The sequence below is a fragment of the Variovorax sp. H27-G14 genome (assembly GCF_046156345.1).
GTDB lineage: Bacteria > Pseudomonadota > Gammaproteobacteria > Burkholderiales > Burkholderiaceae_C > Variovorax.
In genome coordinates, this window is the sequence record NZ_JAYLVN010000001.1 from 1,072,172 (window position 1) to 1,094,261 (window position 22,090).

Here is a 22,090-nt window from a genome sequence, read left to right on the forward strand (position 1 = left end):
GTTCAGAAGCTCTCGTCGACGCCCTGCGTCATCACAAGCGGTTTGACTGCCAGATCGGGCGCGACGTTCATCATGCGCAGCGTCTGCTGCACGACTTCGCTGAACACGGGGGCAGCGGCCACGCCGCCGAAGTACTGGCCGTCGCTGGGCTCGTCGATCATCACGGCCACGATGATTCGGGGCTTCTCGATGGGGGCCATGCCGGTGAACCAGGCGCGGTATTTGTTGCTTGCGTAGCCCTTGCCCACCTGCTTGTGCGCCGTGCCCGACTTGCCGCCGACCGAGTAGCCGATGGTTTGCGCGCGCGTGCCCGTGCCGCCGGGGCCGGCAGCCATCTGCAGCATCTTGCGCACGGCCAGCGCGTTGGACGGCGAGAACACCTGCACGCCGACCGGCGGCTCGGTGTTCTTCAGAATGGTGACCGGAATGAGCGCGCCGTCGTGCGCAAACGAGGTGTACGAATGCGCCATCTGGAACAGCGACGCCGACAGGCCGTAGCCGTAGGCCATGGTGGCTTGCTCGACCGGCTTCCAGGTCTTCCAGGGGCGCAGCCGGCCGGTAACGGCGCCGGGGAACTGAATCTGCGGCTTCTGGCCGTAGCCCAGCGCGGTGTAGGTGTCCCACATCTCGTGCGGGGTCATCTTCTGGGCGATCTTGAGCGCGCCGACGTTGCTCGACTTCTGGATCACGCCCTCGACCGTCAGCGTGCCGTAGTTGTGCGTGTCGCTGATGGTGAAGCCGCCGATCTGAAAGCGGCCGGGGCCGGTGTCGATCAGCGTGGAGGGCTTCACGCGGCCGGCTTCCAGCGCCATGGCCACGGTGATGGGCTTCATGGTGGAGCCGGGCTCGAAGGTGTCGGTGAGCGCGCGGTTACGCAGCTGCTCGCCGGTGAGGTTCTGGCGCTTGTCGGGCACGTAGCTCGGGTAGTTGGCCAGTGCCAGCACTTCGCCCGTGATGCTGTCGAGCACCACCACGCTGCCGGCCTTGGCCTTGCGGGCGGTCACGGCGTCGCGCAGCTTCTGGTAGGCGAAGAACTGCACCTTGCTGTCCACGCTGAGCTGAATGTCCTTGCCGTCCAGCGGCGGCACGGTGTCGCCCACGCCTTCGACCACGCGGCCCAGGCGGTCCTTGATGACGCGGCGCGACCCGGCCTTGCCGGCCAGGTCCTTGTTGAAGGCGAGCTCGATGCCCTCCTGCCCGCTGTCTTCCACGTTGGTGAAGCCCACCACATGCGCGGCGGCCTCGCCTTCGGGGTACTGGCGCTTGTATTCACGGCGCTGGTAGATGCCCTTGATGCCCAACGCGGCAATCTGCTTTGCAATGGGCTCGTCGACCTGGCGCTTGACCCACACGAAGGTCTTGTCCTCGTCCTCGAGCTTCTTGTCGAAGTCTTTCTGCGGCATCTCGAGCAGCTTGGCCACCTGCTTGAGCTTGGCGCGCACCTCGGGGTCTTCGCGCTCGATGTCTTCGGGAATGGCCCAGATGCTGGGTGCCACCACGCTGGACGCGAGGATCAGGCCATTGCGGTCCAGGATGCGGCCACGGTTGGCCGGCAGCTCCAGCGTGCGGGCAAAGCGCACTTCGCCCTGACGCTGGAAGAAGCTGTTGTTGAGCACCTGCACGTATGCGGCCCGGCCCGCCAGCATGACAAAGCCCAGCGCGATGCCGGCCACGATGAACTTGCTGCGCCACACCGGCGTCTTGCTCGCGAGCAAGGGGCTGGTGGTGTAGCGCACGCTGCGGCGGCTCATCGCGGGGCCCTCGTTGCGGTGACGGGCCTGGCCGGCTTGGCGCCAGTGGTGGCGGGCACTGTCGGCGCCACCGGGGCCACGGCCGGGATCACCGAGCCGTCGGGGCGCACGTACTGCGTGATGGCCGGCGAGGTGGTGCGCATCTGCAGCTGCTCCTTGGCGAGCTTTTCCACGCGCAGCGGTGTGGCCTGGGCACGCTTTTCAACCTGCAGGCGGTCGCCGTCCAGCTCCAGGCGGCGGGCGTCCTGCTGCACGCGGTCCAGCTCGGTATAGATCTGGCGCGACTGGTACTGCGTGTGCACCAGGAACAATGCCGTCGCAATGACGGCAAGCATCAGCAGCAGGTTCACGCGGGCCATGTCAGTCAGCCTCCGTGCGTTCGGCCACGCGAAGAATGGCGCTGCGCGAGCGCGGGTTGCCGCGCACTTCGTCTTCGGACGGCTTGATGCGCTCCAGCGCGCGCAGCTTCATCACCTTGGGCGCGGCAAAGGGCGCGCGGCGGTCGTAGACCTCCTTGGAGTGCTTGGCGATGAACTGCTTCACGATGCGGTCTTCCAGCGAGTGGAAGCTGATCACCGCGAGCCGCCCACCGGGCTGCAGCACCGACAGGCTGGCCTCTAGCGCCTGTTGCAGCTCTTCAAGCTCGGCGTTGATGAAAATCCGAAAAGCCTGAAATGTGCGCGTTGCAGGGTTCTGGCCCTGCTCGCGGGTTTTGACCGTGCCAGCCACGAGCTCGGCCAGTTCGGTGGTGGTTGAAATTGGGCCCCGTTCTTGTCGGCGAGCAACAATCGCCTTTGCAACCTGAACAGCAAACCGTTCTTCGCCATAGTCACGGATCACCTCTGCAATCTGCTGAAGTTCGGCTGTTGCCAGCCACTCGGCCACGCTCTCGCCGCGCGTGGTGTCCATGCGCATGTCGAGCGGGCCGTCGAAACGAAAACTGAAACCGCGCACCGGGTTGTCGATTTGCGGCGAACTCACGCCCAGGTCCATCAACAGGCCGTTGACGCTCGCGTCGGGCAGCTCGCCCAGCGAGCGGAAGCCTTGGTGCCGGATGGAAAAACGCGCATCGGAGATGCGCGCTGCTTCGGCCACTGCTTCCGCATCCTTGTCGAATGCGATCAGCCTGCCCTGCGGCCCCAGCCTGGAGAGAATTGCGCGCGCATGCCCTCCCCGTCCGAAGGTGGCGTCCACGTAGGTGCCGGCGGCCTCCGTGCTGCCTGAAAGAAGAGCTTCCACCGCTTCGTTCAGCAAGACGGTCGTATGGGTCCATGGGGTGTTCACGTGAGTCCTCAGAACGCGAAGTCCTGAAACACATCCGGCATCTCGCCCTGGGTGGCCTCGGCCTCCTTGGCCTCGTACGTGGCCTTGTCCCAGAGTTCGAAGTGGTTGCCCATGCCCAGGAGCAGTGTCTCGCGCGTGATGCCGGTGGCCGCACGCAGTTCGGGCGACACCAGGATGCGGCCGGTGCCGTCCATCTCGACGTCCATGGCATTGCCCAGGAAAACGCGCTTCCACCACTGTGCCGACATCGGCAGTGCGGCAATGCGCTCGCGAAATTTTTCCCATTCGGGACGGGGGAACACCATCAGGCATCCGTGCGGATGCTTGGTGACCGTGAGTTGGCCGCCTGCCGTGGCGCTCAGGACGTCGCGATGCCTGGTCGGCACTGATAGCCGCCCCTTGGCATCCAGACTGAGCGATGAAGCGCCTTGAAACACGACCACGAAACCCCTGTGTTGGGAGGTGCTGCAACGCCCAGAACAGGCACTACTCGCACTTTTTCCCACTTAACTGCACTTTTTTGCACTGTAGCAGGAAACACTTAGGAAGCAACTGGCCGTTGGTGGTATTTTTTGTAATGGAATCAACGACTTAGCGCCGATTCCAAATGCTTGGAATCGGCGAATGTCGTTGAGAGTGAACTACTTAGCTCACGCAGTGAAAGTGATGCGTGAAGCATTGCCCCGTAACAGAGGCAAGAGAAGCGGCTTCAGAGGATGAAGCGCGAAAGGTCTTCGTCGTGACTTAGTGCCGCAAGGCGCTGGTCGACGTAGGCAGCATCGATGCAGATCGATTGCCCTTCGAGGCGGGTCGCGTCGAAGCTTACCTCATCCAGCAGACGCTCCATCACGGTCGACAAACGGCGCGCGCCGATGTTCTCCGTGCGCTCGTTCACCTCGTACGCAATGGTGGCCAGGCGGTTCACGCCGTCGGGCGTGAATTCGAGCGTCACGCCTTCCGTGGCAAGCAACGCCTGGTACTGCTTCACGAGCGAGGCGCGTGTTTGCGTGAGGATGCTCTCGAAGTCCGACACCGAAAGCGACTGCAGCTCCACGCGAATCGGCATGCGCCCCTGCAGCTCCGGGATCAGGTCGCTCGGCTTGCTCAGGTGGAACGCGCCGCTCGCAATGAACAGCATGTGGTCGGTGCGCACCACGCCGTACTTGGTGGTGACCGCCGTGCCTTCCACCAGCGGCAGCAGGTCGCGCTGCACGCCCTGACGCGACACGTCGGAGCCCTGGGCATCGCTGCGCGTGGCAACCTTGTCGATCTCGTCGATGAAGACGATGCCGTTCTGCTCCGCGTTGTGGATGGCCTGCGCGCGAATCTCGTCTTCGTTGATCAGCTTGCCCGCTTCTTCGTCGATCAGCAGGCGCATGGCTTCGGAGATCTTGAGCTTGCGCGTCTTGCGCTTGCCGCCGCCCATCTGGCCGAACATGCCGCGCAGTTGCTCGGTCATTTCCTCCATGCCGGCCGGGCCCATGATCTCCAGCGGCGTGCGGGTCTCGGCAAGGTCGAGCTCGATCTCCTTGTCGTCGAGCTGGTGCTCGCGCAGCTTCTTGCGAAAGGCCTGGCGGGTGGGGTTGGGCGCGTCCAGGGCAGGCGTGCCGACGGTGCCGCCCGTGTTTTCGCTGCCGCGCGCGGGCGGCAACAGCACGTCGAGAATGCGCTCCTCGGCCGCGTCTTCGGCACGCGCGCGCACCTTGATGCTTTCCGATTCGCGCGTCTGCTTGACGGCAATTTCGGCCAGGTCGCGAATGATCGAATCGACGTCCTTGCCCACGTAGCCCACCTCGGTGAACTTGGTGGCCTCCACCTTGATGAAGGGCGCGTCGGCCAGCCGTGCAAGGCGGCGCGCAATTTCGGTCTTGCCCACGCCCGTGGGGCCGATCATGAGAATGTTCTTGGGCGTGATCTCGTGGCGCAGCGTTTCGTCGACCTGCTGGCGGCGCCAGCGGTTGCGCATGGCGATGGCCACGGCGCGCTTGGCCGCCGGCTGGCCGACGATGTGGTTGTCGAGCTCGGAGACGATTTCCTGGGGGGTCATGGACATGGTCAGAGCGCTTCCACGGTGTGGTTCATGTTCGTGTAAATGCAGATTTCTCCGGCGATCCCCAGCGATTTACGCACGATCTGCTCGGCCGAAAGCTCCGTGTTGTCGATCAGCGCCTTGGCCGCCGCCTGCGCATACGCGCCGCCCGAGCCAATGGCGATCACGCCGTCTTCAGGCTCCAGCACGTCGCCGTTGCCGGTGATGATGAGCGAGGTGGTGGCGTCGGCCACGGCCAGCATGGCCTCGAGCTTGCGCAGCACGCGGTCGGTGCGCCAGTCCTTGGTGAGTTCGACCGCCGCGCGGGTCAGGTGACCCTGGTGCTTTTCCAGCTTGGCCTCGAAACGCTCGAAGAGCGTGAAGGCGTCGGCTGTGGCGCCGGCAAAGCCAGCGAGCACCTTGCCGTGATACAGGCGGCGCACTTTGCGCGCAGTGCCTTTGATGACGATATTGCCGAGAGTGACCTGCCCGTCCCCGCCAATGGCGACCTGATCGCCTTGGGGGGTCTTGCGGCGCACGCTCACGATGGTGGTGCCGTGAAACTGTTCCATCGCAGCCACTTGGGGATGGCCGATGGCAATGCAACCCGCACAAGGGCGGGCCGGGGCTCTAGTTTTTTCTAACCGCCACCGTGGCGTGATCGGCAATGCCTACCAGGTTGAACAGCGCGGCAATCAGCCGGTGGGTGTCCACGAACTGCACCCGCTCGCCGTTGGCGTCGCGGGCGCGCACCCAGCTCAGCAGCGTGCCGGCGGCGGCCAGGTCCATGCGCAGCAGCGCCGCGCACGAAATGACCGGCGCGGTGGTGTGCCGCAGGTCGTGGTCCAGCCGCTGCCAGTTCGACAGCGACTCGCCCCGCAAATCGCCCGCCAGCGCGGCAAAGCCGCTGTCGGTGGACGGAAAGCTCTCGGAGTCGCCCCCGACCGACAGCAGCGACCACACCGAGCTGTTGCGGCTGGCCGGCGGCGCGGCCAGCGCGGTGCATTCGCCGCGCGGGTCTTGCCAAGGCGGCGGCGACACCTCGTAGGTGATGCAGTAGTTCAGCGCCACCAGCTCGAAGTCGTCGGGCAGGTGCATCAGCCGCAGCGCGGCCAGGTGCAGCTGCCACCACACGTCGTTCGTGTCGCGCTCGTTGTTGGGTGCCGCCTCGGACAGCACGGCCAGCAGCTGGGCCGAGCCCATGAAGCGCAGCTGCACCGGCGAGTCGGACCAGTGGTTGAACAGCACGCGCAGCGGCGCGGCGGCCTCCAGTTCGATGCCGCTCAGGCCGCGCCAGTCGAGCGTCCACACCGAGCCGGCCTTCGACAGCGCGCGCGTGAGCTCCACCAGCCCTTCGCGCGCCAGGCGCGACGCGCAGCTCCAGTCGGCCTGGGCACCGGCGTCGGCGGCGGCTTCGGCGGCCTCTTCGCTGGCGGTGACGGCCTTCACGCTGCGGGCCAGGTCTTCGAGCGACACCCAGTCGGGGCCCATGCGCCGCATGCGCTGGGCATAGCGCATGCGGGCGGCCGCGAACTTGGCGGCGGCACCCGTGGCGCGGTACAGGTCGAACAGGGCGCGCCAGCGGTCGTCGTCGCGCTCGGCCGCGGGGCCATGCTCGGCCTCGCCGGGCGGCGCGCTGTCGGAGGCCAGCGCCTGCAGCAGGATGGCCTCGGCGCCCGTGTCGTCGCCGTGCGCGAAGCGGATTACCGCCTCTTCGAGCGCGCCGTCGTGCGACAGGTGCGACGCGGTCAGCGGCGCGGCGGCGGCGGCTGCTGGGGCTGGCGTTGGTTCTGGTGCTTCGACCGGCGCCTGGGCCTGCGGCTCGGTCGGAGCGTGGGCGACGGGAGCGGGCGCGACGGAAGCAGGCGCATGAGCGGCTGCGGCCCGCGCTTCCTCGGGCACGTCGTCGTCCAGCACGGGCGGGAGCGTCTCGGCGCCGGCGTCAGGCGGCGGGCTGGCCAGCGGTTCGCCGTTCGGCCCGCGGCCCTTCCACCACTGCTGCGACATCTGCTCTTCGATCTCGTCGATCTTCTTGAGCGTGAGCGCGCGGCCCTCTTCCTTGCCGGAAGAGCTGTTGACGTTGAAGGACGACGGCGTGACCGTCGGATCGAGGGCGTGCGCGGCGGCCTCGCGCTGGCGCAGCTTGCGCAGCATGTCGAACTCGCGCCGGCGCACGAAGTCGTTGCGCTGGCGCCGCTCGATCATTTCCTTCAGCATCTCGCGGCTGTAGGTTTGATCGGGCAGCGAGGAATCGGACGCGGCCGGCGCGTCGAGCTCCGACCAATCCTTCAGGGGATTGCGAACAAACTTGGCCACCTTCGAAAAAAGGCGGCCCGATTCTTCCTTGGCCATGCGGTGAAGACTATCGAGCGAAAAGTGTCCCGGGCTTGTGCGCGCTCAATCCCCGAACATTTTTTGCTTGAGCTCGCGGCGTTGCTGCGCTTCGAGCGACAGCGTGGCCGTGGGGCGCGCCAGCAGGCGGCCCACGCCAATGGGCTCGCCCGTTTCGTCGCAGTAGCCGTAGTCGCCGGCGTCGATGCGCTGGATCGACTGCTCGATCTTCTTCAGCAGCTTGCGTTCGCGGTCGCGCGTGCGCAGCTCCAGGGCGTGCTCTTCCTCGATGGTGGCGCGGTCGGCCGGGTCGGGCACCACCACGGTGTCTTCACGCAGGTGCTCGGTGGTCTCGCCGGCGTTTTCCAGAATGCCGCGCTTGAGTTCCTGGAGCTTCAGGCGGAAGAACGCCATCTGCTTGTCGTTCATGTACTCCTCGTCGGGCATGGCGATGACTTCGGCATCGAGCAGCTCGGCGGGCGTCTTGGTCTTCCAGTTGTTGACCAGCTTCGGGTCTTTCTTCACGGCCAGGGGCGGCGGCGGCACCAGCGCGGTGGAGGGTGCCTGCGAGAAGCTGGATTTGGCGGCCGTGGATGCCACCGACTGCGGCATCGAGGGAACGGTCAATTGCGACAGCCGGGACACGCGGCCACCACGCGCGGGAGCGGGCGTGGCGGTTTGAGCGGGCATCGAGGGTGTCGCCGGGGCGGAAGTGGAGGCGGCAGCCGTTTTTTTCATGGGACTCGAGGGGACAGAAGGAACGGCAGCAGGGCGGCCGACAGGTTTGGATGACGAGGGACCCGCGCCTGCGGTCTTGGTCGCAGCAGTTGCAGGCTTGGCGGGCTTCTTTGTCACAGCGGTCTCGGCCTTGGCCGGTGGTGCTGCGGGCTTTTTGGATGCGCTTTTCTCCGTCGCGGGGGAGTCATGTGCAGCGGCTGAAACCTTTTTTGCCGCAGGTACAGCCTGCTTCGTCGGCGGCGCCTTCTTGGTGGCGGGCTTGGTTGCTGGCGTGGCCTTGGCGGCGGGTTTCTTCACGGTGACTGGCTCCTTTGACGAACTGGAACGCGCTTTCACTGGGTGTCTCCTCCCATCGAGAGCTCGGTGGCCTGTGGCCGCGCGGGATCTCTGTTGTCGGGGTGCTCGCCAGTGACGAACCCCGGGGTTATACCCCCGAAAGCCCGCCACAAACGTGCGGCGCCCCGTGCCGTAAGTCACATCCTGTCCATGTGGATGGGGTGTGGCTGGCGGAACAGGCGCGCGATTGTATAGAGAACTCGCCAGCGCGTGCGTTGTCCGCGTGTACAGGGCGACGCCCTCGGCAACTCCGTTAGCATCGCGCGGCGTTGTCGGCGAGGGCAGCGCGGGTCCGCGCGCACCTGGCTTTGTCCATTCGGCGGCGGGGGCCTATCCGATCATTCGACATAAAAGAGAGAAAAACCTTGAGCAAGAAAGCAGTTCTGGGAGTTTTGGCCGCGGCCATCGCGGTGGCTTACGGCGGCAGCACCTGGTGGGCCGGCACACAGATCAAGTCGCGCTACGACGCCGCACTAGACGAGTTGCCGAAGCAGACCGCGATGGTGCGCGTGACCGATCGCCAATACGAGCGCGGCTTCTTCGGTGCCGTCAGCACCGTGACGCTGGAAATCGGCTGTGCGCCCGACGCCACCGCCGCTGCCACGCCGGCCCCCGCCAAACCCGCCGAAGGCGAAGAAGCGGATGCCGACGACGAAGAAGAAGCCGCCGCGCCGGCCAAGCCGCTGCGCATCACCATTCGCGACACCATCCACCACGGCCCCATTGCCGGCGGCACGCTGGCGGGCGCCACCATCGACAGCGAGCTGGTGCTCGACGAGAAGACCCAGGCCAACGTGAAGAAGCTGTTCGGCGAGGCCAAGCCCGTGAGCGCGCACACCAAGGTCGGCTTTGGCGGTGCCTTCACCACCGACCTGACGGTGGCCCCGGCCAAGCTGGCCGAGGCCGGCAAGGGCCAGTTCGCCTGGCAAGGCGCGCAGGTGCGCATGGACGTGAACGCGGCGCGCACGCAGGCACGCTACGAGCTGACCATGCCCGGCATGGACTTCGACGACGCGCGCACCGGCGTGAACATGAAGATGGGCAAGCTCACGGCCAAGGCCGACATGGACAGCAGCGCCGGCTGGTTCCTGGCCACCGGCAAGACCGAAGGCAAGCTGGACGCGCTGTCGTTCACCGTCAAGAAGACCGGTGGCCCGCTGGGCGCCGAGGCCGTGCCGGCCGACACCCCGCCAAAAATCGTGACGACCGTGGTGCTGGAGAACATCGACCTGCTGGGCGACGCGAGCATCAAGGACGGCCTGTATGCATCGAGCGGCACGGTCAAGGGCGCCGGCAAGATCGGTGCGACCAAGATCGACAAGTTCGAGCTGACCAGCAGCGCACGCCACATTCACGCCGTCACCTACAAGAAGCTGGCCGATGCATGGATGCAGTCGAGCGCGGCCAATGGCTGCGGCAAGGGTGGCAGCAAGGCGGCGCGCGCCGCAATGCAGGCCATGGCCGACCAGCTGGCGCCTGACCTGAAGGCGATGGCCAAGTACAGCCCGGAGGCGGGCATCGACAAGATGGTGGTGGAGATCGACGGCAAGCGCGGCGAAATCAGCTACATGGCCGGCATGGCCGGTGTGACGGACGAAGACTTGCAGTTGCCGGGCACGGCCTTGCTGATGAAGCGCGGTGTGTTGAAGGCGAATGCGCGGCTGCCGATGAAGTGGCTGGAGAAGGTGGCCGAGACCGGCGCCGCCAGCGGCCAGACGCCACCGCCCGAAATGGTGGCGGGCCTGGTGGAACAAGGCGAGCAGCAGGGTTTCGTCAAGCGCGAAGGCGATGACGTGACGGGCCAGATCGAGTTCAGCGAAGGTACGTTGAAGATCAATGGCAAGCCGATGGGCGGCGGCATGGGCAAGTAAGCCTTACTGCCCTTGCAAAAAACGGCGCTGGCCTTGCGGTCAGCGCCGTTTTTTGCTTTGGGGTTCGGAGGGGTCAAGGGGCATTCAGGGCGTGTGCGAAGGCCACCGGGTGCTCCCCTCCGCGAATGTCCCCCGGCCTGCGGCCTCCTCCTTTATTTCGCTGCGGGGAGCACCCGATGCCCTTCGCACAAGAGGCGCGACTGTTGATCCGCTCGACCAACCTCGGCTCTGAACTCGCTCACGCCGATGGGGTGCCTTGCGCAGCGAAATAAAGGAGGAGCCGAAGGCGGGGGACATTCGCGGAGCAAGGCACCCCGTCGGCGTGAGCGTCGCCCTGAATGACCCCGGCAACTAGCCAACGCCCTAGAGACAACTCAAACCAGGCACTGCTCCAACCCCTGCTCCAGAATCTCGCGCGGCAGCTCGATGCCGATGAACACCATGCGGCTCTGACGCACCTCGTCAGCACCCCATTCCGGGCCCAGGTCGCTGCCCATCAGCTGGTGCACGCCCTGGAAAATGACCTTGCGCTCGGTGCCCTTCATGCTCAGCACGCCCTTGTAACGCAGCATGCGCGGGCCGTAGATGTTGACGATCGCACCCAAGAAGTCTTCCAGCTTGGCCGGGTCGAACGGACGGTCGGACTTGTAGACGAAGCTCTTCACGTCGTCGTCCGTGTGGTGATGGTGACCGTGGCCTTCGTCCTTGTGCGACGGATGGTCGCAGGCCTCGCCGGGGGCGTGGTCATGACCCGCATGGTCATGCCCGTGGTCGTGGTCGTCTTCCTTCAGAAAGTCGGGGTCGATGTCCAGCTTGGCATTCAGGTTGAAGCCGCGCAGGTCGAAGATGTCCTTCAGCGGCACATCGCCAAAGTGCGCCTTCTGCTGCGGCGCGCGCGGGTTCATGTGCTTCAGGCGGTGAATGAGCGCCTCGGTCTCTTCGGCCGACACCAGCTCGCTCTTGCTGATGAAGATCTGGTCGGCAAAACCCACCTGGCGGCGCGCTTCCTGGCGGTCGTTGAGCTGCTGCGGCGCGTGCTTGGCGTCCACCAGCGTCAGGATCGAGTCGAGCAAATAGCTCTCGGCAATCTCGTCGTCCATGAAGAAGGTCTGCGCCACCGGGCCGGGGTCGGCCAGGCCGGTGGTCTCGATCACCACGCGGTCGAAGTCCAGCAGGCCCTGGCGCTTCTTGGCGGCCAGCATCTGCAGCGCCTCGCGCAGGTCTTCACGGATGGTGCAGCACACACAGCCGTTGCTCATCTGCACGATCTGCTCCTTCGACTCCGTCACCAGAATGTCGCTGTCGATGTTCTCCTCGCCGAACTCGTTCTCGATGACCGCAATCTTCTGGCCGTGGGCTTCGGTCAGGATGCGTTTGAGCAAGGTCGTCTTGCCCGAGCCAAGGAAGCCGGTGAGGATGGTCGCGGGAATGAGGGCCATGAGGAAAGTGCTCCGGAAGCGGACAACAGGAAAAAAGGGGCGAAAGAGGCGAAAAAAGACTCGGGCCGAAGTTTAGCCAATGCCACTGAGTTGCGTTGGCGAAGGGGTCAAGGCCCCTGGCCTTCGCACGTTCGGCGGCCTCAGAGCGGCTTGCGCACCACCACCAGCCCCTTGAGGTACTCGCCCTCCGGAAACTCGATGGTCATCGGATGGTCCGGCGCGGCGCCCAGGCGTTCGCTGATGTAGCCGTCGACATGCGCGTCCAGCCCGGCCGAGGCCACGATCTTGTGGAACAGGTCGGCACCGATGCCGCCCGAGCACGAAAAAGTCAGCAGCACGCCGCCCGGCTCCAGCAGCTTGAGCGCCAGGCGGTTGATGTCCTTGTAGGCCCGCGCGGCGCGCTCGGCGTGCGCCACGGTGGGCGCGAACTTGGGCGGGTCGAGCACGATGGCGTCGAAGGTGCGGCCCTGGTCAATGAACTCGCGCAGCACCGTGTTGACGTTGGCGTCCATGTACTCCGTCTTCACGCCGGAGCCCTCGCCGCCGAAACCGTTGAGCGTGACGTTGGCGCGCGCCAGGTTCAGCGCCGGCAGCGACGAGTCGACCGACACCAGCTCCGCCCCCTCCAGCGCATCGGCCGCCTTCAGCCCGGCCAGCGCCGCCACGGTGAAGCCGCCCGTGTAGCAGAAGCAGTTCAGCACCCGCTTGAAGCGGCGTTGCTGCGCCAGCTCGGCAAAGCGCTGGCGGCTGTCGCGCTGGTCGAGGTAGAAGCCGGTCTTGTGGCCGGTGGCCACGTCGAGCGACAGCTTCCAGCCGTGCTCGCGGATGGTGATGGCGGTCGGGCCTTCGCCGCGCAGCCAGCCCGTGACGGGCTTCAGGCCCTCGCGCTCGCGCCCGCTGGCGTCGGAGCGCTCGTAGAGCTTGGTGAGGCCGGTGGCCGCGAGCAGCGCGTCGGCCAGCACGTCTTTCCAGCGCTCCACGCCGGCCGAAAGAAACTGCGCCACCAATGTGTCGCCATAGCGGTCGACGATGAGCCCCGGCAGGCCGTCGGCCTCGCCGTGAATCACGCGCACGCCGTCGCTCTGCAGGTCGAACAGGCCGCGCGCCTTCACCGCGCGCACGCACACCGACGTCAGAAAAGCCGCGTCGATGCGCTGCGTTTCCACAAAGCTCCAGGCCCGCGCGCGGATCTTGGAAATGGGGCTGAACGCCGCCCAGGCCAGAAAGGCGCCGTCGTGGGACTCCACGCGCACCGTTTCGCCGGAGTCGGCGGCACCGCGCGCAATGGCGGATTCGAAGATCCAGGGGTGGCGGCGCTGCAGCGAGCGCTCTTTGCCGGGTTTGAGGCGAAGGATTTTCATGTGTTCACTTGTCTTTGTCTGCCCGGGATTTGGCTCTCGGGTGGGCCTGGTCGTAGACCTTGGCCAAATGCTGGAAATCCAGCCGCGTGTAGACCTGCGTGGTCGAAATATTGGCGTGGCCCAGCAGCTCCTGCACCGCGCGCAGGTCGCTGCTGGACTGCAGCACGTGGCTGGCGAACGAATGGCGCAGCATGTGCGGATGCACCGGCGCGGCCAGGCCGGCCTTCAGGCTGCGCTCGCGCAGCAGCTTCCACACAGCCTGCGACGACATGCGCACGCCCTTGGCGCTGATGAACAGGGCCGCGGCCGCCTGCGGGTCGCGCAGCTGCGCCATGGTGACGGAGGGGCAGTCGCCGCGCACCGCGAGCCAGTCGCGCAGCGACTCCAGCGCCTTGCTGCCCACCGGCACGATGCGCCGCTTGCTGCCCTTGCCCAGCACGTTGGCCTCGGCCGCGTCCAGGTCGATCCAGCCGCGCGCCGTGTTGCTGGCCTGGGCATCGAGCCCCGTGAGCTCGCTCACGCGCAGGCCGCAGCCGTACAGCACCTCCACGATGGCGCCATCGCGCGCCTCGGTCCAGGGGTTGGCCTCGGGGTCGTACAGCTCGGCCAGGCGCACCGCGTCGTCCACGCCCAGGGCCTTGGGCAGCGGCTTGCCCGCCTTGGGGGCGTGCACGTCCTGCACCGGGTTGAAGCCGATCAGGCCTTCATGGCCCAGCCAGCGGTAAAAGCTGCGCCAGCACGACAGCACCAGCGCAATGCCGCGCGGCTCGCGCCCGGCGGAGTGCAACTGAGCCATCCAGCGGCGCACGTGGGCGGTCTGCACTCGGTCCAGAGGCAACTTGGCCTCGGCGGCGTTGTCGGTCAGCGACTGCAGGTGAAAGGCGTAGAGCTCCAGCGTGCGCGCCGCAAGACGGCGCTCCACGCGCACATGCGCGAGGTACTTGTCGATCCAGCCCGAATCGGCCGGAACCGCCAGCTCAGAAGAGGAATCCACGGAAGGCATTGTTCACGATGGCGGCCGGCTCGCGCAACGCGCCCTTCGAGAACGGCCCCAGCGCGGTCCAGCAAGAGGTGGGCGCCGCGGCGTACTGCACGTCGAAACTCTGGTCGAAACCACTCATCTTCACCAGCCGCGCCACGCGCCACAGATGAAAGGGCTCCGACACGATCACCACGCTGCGCACCCCCGCCGCCAGCAGCAGCGGGCGCGACAGCGACAAGTTAAGCCGCGTCGAGGTCGATGCAGGCTCCATCAGCATCGGCCCGGCAAAGCCCGTGGCCACGGCGCGCTCGCGCATCGCCACGGCCTCGGTGCGGCCATCTTCCGAATCGACGCCGCCCGTGAAGGCCAGCTGTTTGACAAGGCCGCTCCGGGCCAGCGCCACCGCCGTGTCGACCCGGCCTGCCAGGCACGGGTGCGGCTTGCCGTCCAGGTAGGCGCGGCTGCCGAGCACCAGGGCGGCATCGGCCGGGCGCTGCGGCGGGTTGGCCAGCAGCGCTTCGGCCTGCCACCACACGAACGCACCGATGCCCGCGTAGGCCAGCACGCCGGCCAGCGCCATGCCCGCCAGCGCGACTTGCCAGGGCCGCCGCAACCAGCGCAAACGGTTCAAGGACGCAGCCGCGACAGCCCGCCCGAGGCCAGCTCGGCGATGCGCTCCAGAAAGTCGGTGCCCATCTCGGCGTTGAAGCGCTGCGCGTCGGGCGACGCCAGCACCAGCATGCCGAAAGCCGGCGACTCAGGGTCGGCACGCAGCGGAATCAGCGCAATCGACATCGCGGCCGCCGGCTCCGGCAGCCACTTGGCCGCCTCGAAGCCCGAATTGAGCCCGCAGTAAGGCGAGCTCAGCGAGGTGGCCAGCGCCTTCACGTCGTCGCTCACCCACTGGGCGTAGGCCTCGTTCAGGTATTCGCTGCTGCAGTCCCACACCTTGATGGCCGTTTGCGGCACCAGAAACAGCGACTGCAGATCGACCGCAATGCGGTACGGCAGGCTGCGCGGGTCGCGCGTGGTCAGCAGGCCCTTGGTCCAGCGCTGCAGGCGGTCGGCAATGACCACGTTTTCGGTGCCGTGGCGCACCATGTCCATCAGGCGGTGCTCCAGCGCCTTGATTTTTTCGCGCAGCATCTCGGCCTGGCGCTCCTGCAGGCTCACGGCGCGGTTGCCGTGCGGGCTGGTGAGCTGAACCTGCGCCAGCAGCTGGGCATGGCGCTCGAAAAAGTCCGGGGTGTTCGCCAGGTAGTTGGCAATGTCGTCCTCGGTGATCGGGTTCATGGCGTGCGCGTCGTTGTTGTTGTTGGAAGAAGTCATGTCAGATCGGGAACCTCGATATCGCCTTCGAAAACCGTGGTGGCCGGGCCGGTCATCAGCACCGGCTGACCCTCGCCCTGCCACTCGATCGTGAGAATGCCGCCGTGCGTCTGCACGTCGACCTTGCGGTCCAGCAGGCCGAGCCTGATGCCCGCCACCACCGCCGCGCAGGCGCCCGTGCCGCACGCCAGCGTTTCGCCGGCGCCGCGCTCGAACACCCTGAGCTTGATGTGCGCGCGGTCCACCACCTGCATGAAGCCCGCGTTCACCCGCTGCGCAAAGCGCGGGTGATGCTCGATCTGCGGGCCCTGCTCGGCCACCGGCGCCGTGTCGACGTTGTCGACCACCTGCACCGCATGCGGGTTGCCCATGGACAGCACAGCCACCGCAACGATGGGGCTGCCCGCATGCGTGCCCAGCGCAAGGTGCCACTTTTCCCAAGCACCGTCGGGCTGCGCATCGAGCCCGGCGGGGTCGAAGGGCACGCGCGCGGGTTCGAACACCGGGGCGCCCATGTCCACCGTGACGCGGCCGTCGGCGCCCATGCGCGGCGCAATGACGCCGGCCAGGGTCTGCACGCGCACCTCGGTCTTGTCGGTGAGCTTGTGTTCGCTGACGAAGCGCATGAAGCAGCGCGCGCCGTTGCCGCACTGCTCCACCTCGCCGCCGTCGGCGTTGTGAATGACGTATTGAAAGTCGATGCCTTCGGCGGGCGAAGGACGCACCGTGAGGATCTGGTCGGCGCCGACGCCGAAATGGCGGTCGGCCAGAAAGCGGTACTGCGCGGCGCTGAGGCCCAGCGTGCCGCGTGTTTCGTCCAGCACGACGAAGTCGTTGCCGGCGCCCTGCATCTTGGTAAAGCGGATTCGCATTGGGCGATTATCCGCCGCGGGCTTGGCGCAGCCGGTCCAAAGCCCTGTCCAGAAACATCAGCCGGTCCTGCCCCCAGAAGCGCTCGCCGTTCAGGATGAAGGTCGGCGCGCCGAACACGCCGGCTTCCACCGCCTGGGCGCTGTAGGCCCGGTAGGCCGCCAGCGTTTCGGCCGACTGCTCCAGCGCCTGCAGCGAGGCGCCGTCGTAGCCGTTCTCGATGGCCACGGCAATGCGCACGTCCGCCTGCGAGGTGTCGCGCTCTTCGGCCCACAGCGCGCGCAGCAGCGCATGCGAGAGCGGTTGCGCGTCCAGCCCCTGAAGCTGCGCGGCAATGACCATCCAGCCGGGGTACTTGTTCCAGTTCGGGTCGCTGGGCGCGCCCTTGGGGTAGTGGGCGGGCGCCAGGTTCATTGGCATGCCCAGGTACTCGCTCCAGCGCGCCAGCTCCAGCGCGTGGTACGTGCGGCGCGGCTCCGGCCGGGTCTTCAGCGGAATGCCGCCGGTCTGCGGTACCACCGCCTGAAAGTCGTAGGGCTTGAGCGTGAGCCGCACCTGATGGCGGCGCACGATGTCTTGCAGTTGCGGGCCGCCAAGGTAGGCCCAGGGCGAGGAGAGGCTGTAGTAGCAGTCGAGGGCGATCATGGGCGGATTATCTGCAGTGCCCGAGGTTTTTGCCTGCCTCCCTCCCCTCCCGGGGGAGGGCCGGTGGGGGCACGACGGCCAGGGCCTCATCACAGCGCTCGTTGGGTGCTTGCCCCCATCCCAGCCTTCCCCCGGGAGGGGAAGGAGCCAGTCAGAACGCAGGAAGGCGTTCTGCTACAGCACCTTCACCGCGCGGCCGATGAACTGAATCGGCCCGGTCGGCCGGTCGGTCGGCGAGCCGTTCTCGGGCTCCAGCGTCAACTCGAACAGCTGGTTGGCCTGCAGCGGGGGCAGCTTGTCGATGGGAATGCGCAGCGACTGGCCCTGCTTGACCAGGCCCAGCGACACCGGCCCGCGCCACTGGTCGGCCTTGGTCCAGAACTGCAGTGTTTTCTGCGGCGGCACCTCGAAGGTGCCCAGCGGCACCAGGCTCAGCTGGCGCGACGAGCTGGTCTGAATGACCCAGCCCGGCGACTTGTCCTGCGGCGCCACCAGCACCACCATGTACTGCGGCGTGGGCAGCGGACGGGTGACCATCACGGCCACCATCAGCGCGGCAGCCGCAAAACCGCCGGCGGCCAGGCCGCGCCAGAGCTGCAGGTTGTTCCACCAGTTCGACAGCGCCGATGCAGGCGCAGCCTTGGAAGCCGAAGCACGAGCGGCACCCGCCACACCAGTCACAGGCCCCAGGCTGCGTTCGATGCGCGACCACAGCGTGGGCGACGGCTCCGCCGGCGCGGCCAGCGTGGTCAGCGGCAGCAGCCGGGCTTCCCAGGCGTGCACGGCATCGCGCAGCGCGGGCTCGGTGCGCATGCGCTCTTGCACCGACGCGCGCGCCACGGCCGACAGCGTGCCCAGCACGTACTCGCCGGCCAGCGCGTCGATGTCTTCGAAACTGTTGTTCGTATTGAAAGGGGTGGTGCTCATGCCATGCACTCCCGCAGCGTGCGCATGCCGCGTTGTATCCAGGACTTCACCGTGCCCAGCGGCGTGTTCAGCCGCTCGGCAATCTCGCCGTGGGAGCAGCCTTCCACGTAGGCATAGAGGATGCAGTCGCGCCGCGCGGGCTCCAGCCCGCCCAGGCAGCCTTCGAGCTTGCCCAGGTCGGCGCGCAGCTCGAACGGGTCGGTCGACGAGGCGTAGGCCGCCAGCGCGGCCTGGTCGTCGATGACGGCCGCTGTGTCTTCGCTCACATCCACCTGGCGCGCGCCGCTGCGCACCATGTTCAGCGCGGCATTGCGCACCACGCTGTAGACCCAGCCACGGCCTTCGCCGCGTGCGGGGTTGAAGGTTTCCGCGCGCTGCCAGATGCTGATGAAGGCGTCGTGCAGCACGTCTTCGGCCTGCTGGCGCTGGCGCACGATGCGCAGCGCCACGCCCATCAGGTAGCGGCTTTCGCGCTGGTACAGCTGCTGAAGAGCCAGGCGGTCGCCGCGGGCGCAGGCCATGAGAGCGGCGTCGTAGTCGAAGGGGTCGGCAGCGGGCAAGGTGGGCGGCGGCGTGTGGAGGGAGGCCCCGATGGTAGTCGGAGCCCGCCGCGCCGCCGCGCATTCACCCGCACATCAACGCGCCTTGGGACTGCTTAGGACGCCTTGTAGAAGATGTAGTCGGCCTGGTACTGCACCACTTGCTTCTGGCCCTTGGTGGCCGGCGTGCAGGGCATGGCCGCCGGAGCCACGCCGCCTTGCAGGGCCACGCGCTGGATGTAGGTAACGCCGGTCATGGCGCCGGAGCCCATGGCGGGGTTGGCCTTGACGAGCTGGTACGGCAGGCTGGTGGGGCCCGAGGGAGCAACGGCCAGTTGGGTGGCGGTCAGCTTGGAGCCGTCCATCGATTCCCAGGTGGCGGGCGGGCCGTAGTACTTGCCGACTTGTTTGCCGCTGCGGTCCATGAGTTTGGCGTCGGGGCCGACGAACACCCATTCGGTCTGGCCGGGCATGTTGGCCTTGTCGCGGCATTCGTAGGTGATGTCGCCCTTGCCGACGGTTTCCATGGCGACCTTGTTGCCGGCGGGCACCTGGATGGTGGGCGGCAGGCTGGACTGGTTGAAGCTGGGCGCCATGGCGCCGGACGACATCGAGCCACAGGCGGTCAGGAAGGCGGCGGCGGACACGGCGCCGAGCACGGCGATAGAGCGGGTGGTGTGCATGAAAGTACTCCTGGGGTTTGTAGAGGGTCAGCAGCTCCTCGCTGCTTTAGGGTCTACACGCAGGGGTGGCGTTTGGATGCAGTCGCGCTGAATAAATTTTCAGGGCGGGTGCACAGGCCGCCGGGTACTCCCCTCCGCGAATGTCCCCCGGCCTGCGGCCTCCTCCTTTATTTCGCTGCGGGGAGTACCCGACGCCCTGTGCACTTGGACGCGCTCTGGGTGCTCGCACGATCAACCCCCGGCTCTGAACTCGCTCACGCCGATGGTGGGCTTCTTTTCGCGAAATAAAGGAGGAGGCCGCAGGCCGGGGGACATTCGAGAAAAGAAGCACACCGTCGGCGTGAGCGTCGCCCTGAACAACGACGGCCCCCAAAATTCACCCCGCCAGATCAACAGGAAACAAAGCCTTCTTGATCACAGCATGCACCCCCCAATTGCCGTCGACAACCTGCGTCACAGCAAAGTCCACAGCCACGGAAATCAGCGACACCGCCTCGTCCTCGTCCAGCGCATGCGCCTGCATCAGATAACGACGCGTCTTGTTGAACGCATCCCGCATCGCTCCCTCAAGTGACGACTTCTTGTAGATCTGCGCCTGCGCATCCGCCCCCAACTCGGCCAAGTGGTTCGCAAAACTGAACCCCTGCACCACCCACTCGGTCTCGGTTTCCAGAAACGGACAGTTCAGCTCCGCCAAAAACCCACCCTCTATCTGCGAACGCTTGTGCAGCACCAGCTGGAACACCCCCGTCAACGAACACTCGATGGCCGTGCCGCACAACTCCGAGTCACCCTGCGACGCATGCGGATCACCGGCAGAGAACAACGCGCCCGGCACCGACACCGGCAAAAACAACTTGCTGCCCTTGCCCGCGCGCCAGTTGTCCAGGTTGCCGCCAAAGTAACCCGGCGGAATGGAGTCGACCAGGCCCGCCTCGCGCGGCGCCACAGCCAACAAGCCGAAGTGCGGACGCAACGGCACACGGGCCTTCTGCAGCACACCAAAGCGCTTGACGATCGTCTGCGGGTCCACCGGCACGCCCGGGTAATCGATGGTGTCGTGCCGCACGCCGAAAGGGTCGGTCTGCGGCGTCCAGCGAAAGTTGTAGACCGCGCGCGCCACCGGCACCTCAGGCACGCCGTGGTCTATCTCGTAGATCGTCACCACCTCGCGCTGCTTTGGCTCCGTGATCTGGTCGCGGTAATGAAAGCCCCACCACGCCGCCGCATTGCTGCCGAAGATGCGCCCATGAAACGCCGCGCTGCAGCTCGGCCGCGGCTGCACGTCGAGGATGCGAATCTCCAGCACGTCGCCCGGCTCCGCGTCGTGCACGTACACCGGGCCGGTGCAGATGTGCACGCCAAAGCCCTCGCCCGCGCCTCGCCCGAAGATCGATGCGTCCATCGGGCCCGCGCCGCGACGGTCGACGGCCTTCTTGTCGGCGGTCCAGTGGAAGACGCTCTCCGCGCCAGGGTCGCCGTCGATCATGCGTTCGCGGTCGTCGCTGGCGTGCTGCGTGAGCGTCTCGATGGTCACCACGTCCCCCGAGCGCACCGAAATCACCGGCTTCAGCGAACGGCTCAGGTAGCCCCAGTGCACCGTCTTGTCGGACACGGGCAGGTAGTAGTGGTTGGGCGCGGCGCCGTCCGCCGTTGAAGCGGAAGACGCCGAGCGCTTGGGCGTCAACGCCAGTGCCACGGCGTAGCGGGCGTGGTCGCGCAGCAGTGCCTGGAACGGGCTGTGCGGCTCGCGCGCCGGTGCTGCATCGGCGGCGGTGACAGCGGGCTTGCCCTCGCGCCCCTTCAACGGCCGGCCGCGCTGATCGTGCAGCGCATCGGCTTGCGACGCCGGCTGCGCGCGGTACGCCTTCGGCGACACGCCATAGCGCGCCGCAAACGCCCGGCTGAAATTGGCCGCATCGCCAAAGCCCCACCTAAAGCACAGCGCCGAAATGGTGAAGTGGTTCAGTGCGCGGTTGGCCAGGTCGAGCTTGCAGCGCTCCAGCCGGCGCTCTCGCAGGTACTCGCTGAAGCTGGTCGCGCCGACCTTGAAGAGCTTCTGCAAGTAGCGCGTAGACAACCCCTCGACGCGCGCGACGCTCTCGATGGACAGCTCCGCATCGCCCAGCCGCGCCTCGATGGTGCGGCAGATGCGGCGCAAGTGGCTCAGCTGCACCGAGGTCGGCTGGTCTGAAGGTTCTTCAACATCAGTGGACGCGTCGGTCTCGCGCGACAGGCAAGTGACCAGCAGATCGGTCAGCGTCGCCTCGACCGACAGCAGGTCGTCGCGCCCCAGGTGGTCGATCTGCTCGGCCAGCGATTCGGCCATCGTCAGGCACATCGCGCCCACACCGTGCGCGGGCGTGATGCGCCTCGCCTCGGCGCTGCAGGTGCGCACCAGCCGCAGCAGAAAGCTCGCGGATTCGAACTTGACCAGCAGCGCGCGGCAGTCGGTGCGCAGGTCGAGCCGCCACGGCTGCGCCGGGTCGAGCAGCACCGCCGCGCTGGCGGCCAGCGCAACCGACGCGCCCTGCTCTTCCAGCACGCCGCTGCCCTTCAGCAGCACGAACAGCAACACCGCGCGCCCCGAGTGCCGCGCGTTGCCGCCGTCAGGCACCAGCACCTGCGGCGACGACGCGAGCCGCACGAACACCGAGTCGAGCGTGGAGCTGCGCGAAGACACATGAGCTTCGATCGGAGGCAGCCCCTGCCCCGCTGCAACACAAGCAGAAGCAGAAGCACAAGCAGCCACAGCCTCGCTGCGCACCAGCGCCCGCGCCAGCACTTCGTCCAGCGCGGACTGGCGCAACGCCTCGGGAAAGGCGTCGGTGGAAAAGCGTCGAAGGTCGTCCAGCATCAGGGTTGCACTATGACTGCGCCGGTCGCGGGCGTGCAAGGCATTCGCCCCTCATTCACCCATTACTCACCCCGCTACAAGTTTTTGTGCGCCTGCCGACAAGGCCCGAACGCCGCAC

The 22,090-nt window shown here is 66.9% G+C and carries 20 protein-coding genes; 1 reads left to right on the top strand and 19 read right to left on the bottom strand.

The features are described from left to right. Window positions 1–2: 2 nt before the first annotated feature. From VLK31_RS04950 to dksA, 8 genes are all read right to left on the bottom strand, one after another. Window positions 3–1,751 (bottom strand): peptidoglycan D,D-transpeptidase FtsI family protein, encoded by a 1,749-nt coding sequence (locus VLK31_RS04950; protein WP_409167244.1) that lies wholly within the window; start codon window positions 1,749–1,751, stop codon window positions 3–5. Further along, window positions 1,748–2,110: a cell division protein FtsL gene (ftsL, locus tag VLK31_RS04955; RefSeq protein ID WP_409167245.1), complete on the bottom strand. Its 363-nt coding sequence runs from the start codon at window positions 2,108–2,110 to the stop codon at window positions 1,748–1,750. Before ftsL ends, VLK31_RS04950 begins: the two co-directional genes overlap by 4 nt. 1 nt (window position 2,111) lies before the next feature. After that, window positions 2,112–3,035: a 16S rRNA (cytosine(1402)-N(4))-methyltransferase RsmH gene (gene rsmH, locus VLK31_RS04960; protein ID WP_409167246.1), complete on the bottom strand. Its 924-nt coding sequence runs from the start codon at window positions 3,033–3,035 to the stop codon at window positions 2,112–2,114. A gap of 8 nt (window positions 3,036–3,043) precedes the next feature. Beyond that, a complete protein-coding gene (gene mraZ, locus VLK31_RS04965) occupies window positions 3,044–3,472 on the bottom strand; it encodes a division/cell wall cluster transcriptional repressor MraZ (protein WP_409167368.1) in 429 nt (142 codons plus the stop codon). Window positions 3,473–3,744: 272 nt separating this feature from the next. Continuing rightward, a complete protein-coding gene (hslU, locus tag VLK31_RS04970) occupies window positions 3,745–5,088 on the bottom strand; it encodes an ATP-dependent protease ATPase subunit HslU (protein ID WP_409167247.1) in 1,344 nt (447 codons plus the stop codon). 2 nt (window positions 5,089–5,090) lie between these two features. Further along, window positions 5,091–5,636, bottom strand: coding sequence for an ATP-dependent protease subunit HslV (gene hslV, locus VLK31_RS04975; protein ID WP_409167248.1), 546 nt, complete (start codon window positions 5,634–5,636; stop codon window positions 5,091–5,093). Between the two features lie 58 nt (window positions 5,637–5,694). Continuing rightward, window positions 5,695–7,416, bottom strand: coding sequence for an STAS domain-containing protein (locus VLK31_RS04980; protein ID WP_409167249.1), 1,722 nt, complete (start codon window positions 7,414–7,416; stop codon window positions 5,695–5,697). A gap of 45 nt (window positions 7,417–7,461) precedes the next feature. Next, window positions 7,462–8,250 carry an RNA polymerase-binding protein DksA gene (dksA, locus tag VLK31_RS04985; protein WP_409167250.1) on the bottom strand — a complete coding sequence of 263 codons (789 nt, stop codon included), beginning with the start codon at window positions 8,248–8,250 and terminating at the stop codon, window positions 7,462–7,464. Between the two features lie 584 nt (window positions 8,251–8,834). On the opposite strand from dksA, the gene VLK31_RS04990 reads away from it, so the two are divergent. Next, window positions 8,835–10,340 carry a YdgA family protein gene (locus tag VLK31_RS04990; protein WP_409167251.1) on the top strand — a complete coding sequence of 502 codons (1,506 nt, stop codon included), beginning with the start codon at window positions 8,835–8,837 and terminating at the stop codon, window positions 10,338–10,340. Between the two features lie 374 nt (window positions 10,341–10,714). Here VLK31_RS04990 and VLK31_RS04995 read toward each other — a convergent pair whose 3' ends face one another. The 11 genes from VLK31_RS04995 to VLK31_RS05045 form a co-directional block, all read right to left on the bottom strand. Continuing rightward, window positions 10,715–11,779 carry a CobW family GTP-binding protein gene (locus tag VLK31_RS04995; RefSeq protein WP_409167252.1) on the bottom strand — a complete coding sequence of 355 codons (1,065 nt, stop codon included), beginning with the start codon at window positions 11,777–11,779 and terminating at the stop codon, window positions 10,715–10,717. Window positions 11,780–11,919: 140 nt separating this feature from the next. Next, a complete protein-coding gene (locus tag VLK31_RS05000) occupies window positions 11,920–13,140 on the bottom strand; it encodes a class I SAM-dependent rRNA methyltransferase (protein WP_409167253.1) in 1,221 nt (406 codons plus the stop codon). Window positions 13,141–13,144: 4 nt separating this feature from the next. Continuing rightward, a complete protein-coding gene (locus VLK31_RS05005; RefSeq protein WP_409167254.1) occupies window positions 13,145–14,143 on the bottom strand; it encodes a tyrosine recombinase XerC in 999 nt (332 codons plus the stop codon). Continuing rightward, window positions 14,118–14,753, bottom strand: coding sequence for a YdcF family protein (locus VLK31_RS05010; protein ID WP_409167255.1), 636 nt, complete (start codon window positions 14,751–14,753; stop codon window positions 14,118–14,120). The genes VLK31_RS05005 and VLK31_RS05010 overlap by 26 nt, the downstream gene beginning before the upstream one ends. Then, window positions 14,750–15,451 carry a DUF484 family protein gene (locus VLK31_RS05015; RefSeq protein WP_409167256.1) on the bottom strand — a complete coding sequence of 234 codons (702 nt, stop codon included), beginning with the start codon at window positions 15,449–15,451 and terminating at the stop codon, window positions 14,750–14,752. The genes VLK31_RS05010 and VLK31_RS05015 overlap by 4 nt, the downstream gene beginning before the upstream one ends. Continuing rightward, window positions 15,448–16,323 (bottom strand): diaminopimelate epimerase, encoded by an 876-nt coding sequence (dapF, locus tag VLK31_RS05020; RefSeq protein ID WP_409167257.1) that lies wholly within the window; start codon window positions 16,321–16,323, stop codon window positions 15,448–15,450. Before dapF ends, VLK31_RS05015 begins: the two co-directional genes overlap by 4 nt. 7 nt (window positions 16,324–16,330) lie before the next feature. After that, window positions 16,331–16,966, bottom strand: coding sequence for a 2-hydroxychromene-2-carboxylate isomerase (locus VLK31_RS05025; RefSeq protein WP_409167258.1), 636 nt, complete (start codon window positions 16,964–16,966; stop codon window positions 16,331–16,333). 174 nt (window positions 16,967–17,140) lie between these two features. Then, window positions 17,141–17,893, bottom strand: a complete 753-nt coding sequence (locus VLK31_RS05030; RefSeq protein ID WP_409167259.1) for an anti-sigma factor domain-containing protein — start codon at window positions 17,891–17,893, stop codon at window positions 17,141–17,143. After that, window positions 17,890–18,414, bottom strand: a complete 525-nt coding sequence (locus tag VLK31_RS05035; protein WP_409167369.1) for a sigma-70 family RNA polymerase sigma factor — start codon at window positions 18,412–18,414, stop codon at window positions 17,890–17,892. The genes VLK31_RS05030 and VLK31_RS05035 overlap by 4 nt, the downstream gene beginning before the upstream one ends. 134 nt (window positions 18,415–18,548) lie before the next feature. After that, window positions 18,549–19,115 (bottom strand): DUF3455 domain-containing protein, encoded by a 567-nt coding sequence (locus VLK31_RS05040; protein WP_409167260.1) that lies wholly within the window; start codon window positions 19,113–19,115, stop codon window positions 18,549–18,551. Between the two features lie 376 nt (window positions 19,116–19,491). Further along, window positions 19,492–21,972: an acetamidase/formamidase family protein gene (locus tag VLK31_RS05045; protein WP_409167261.1), complete on the bottom strand. Its 2,481-nt coding sequence runs from the start codon at window positions 21,970–21,972 to the stop codon at window positions 19,492–19,494. Window positions 21,973–22,090 lie beyond the last annotated feature (118 nt).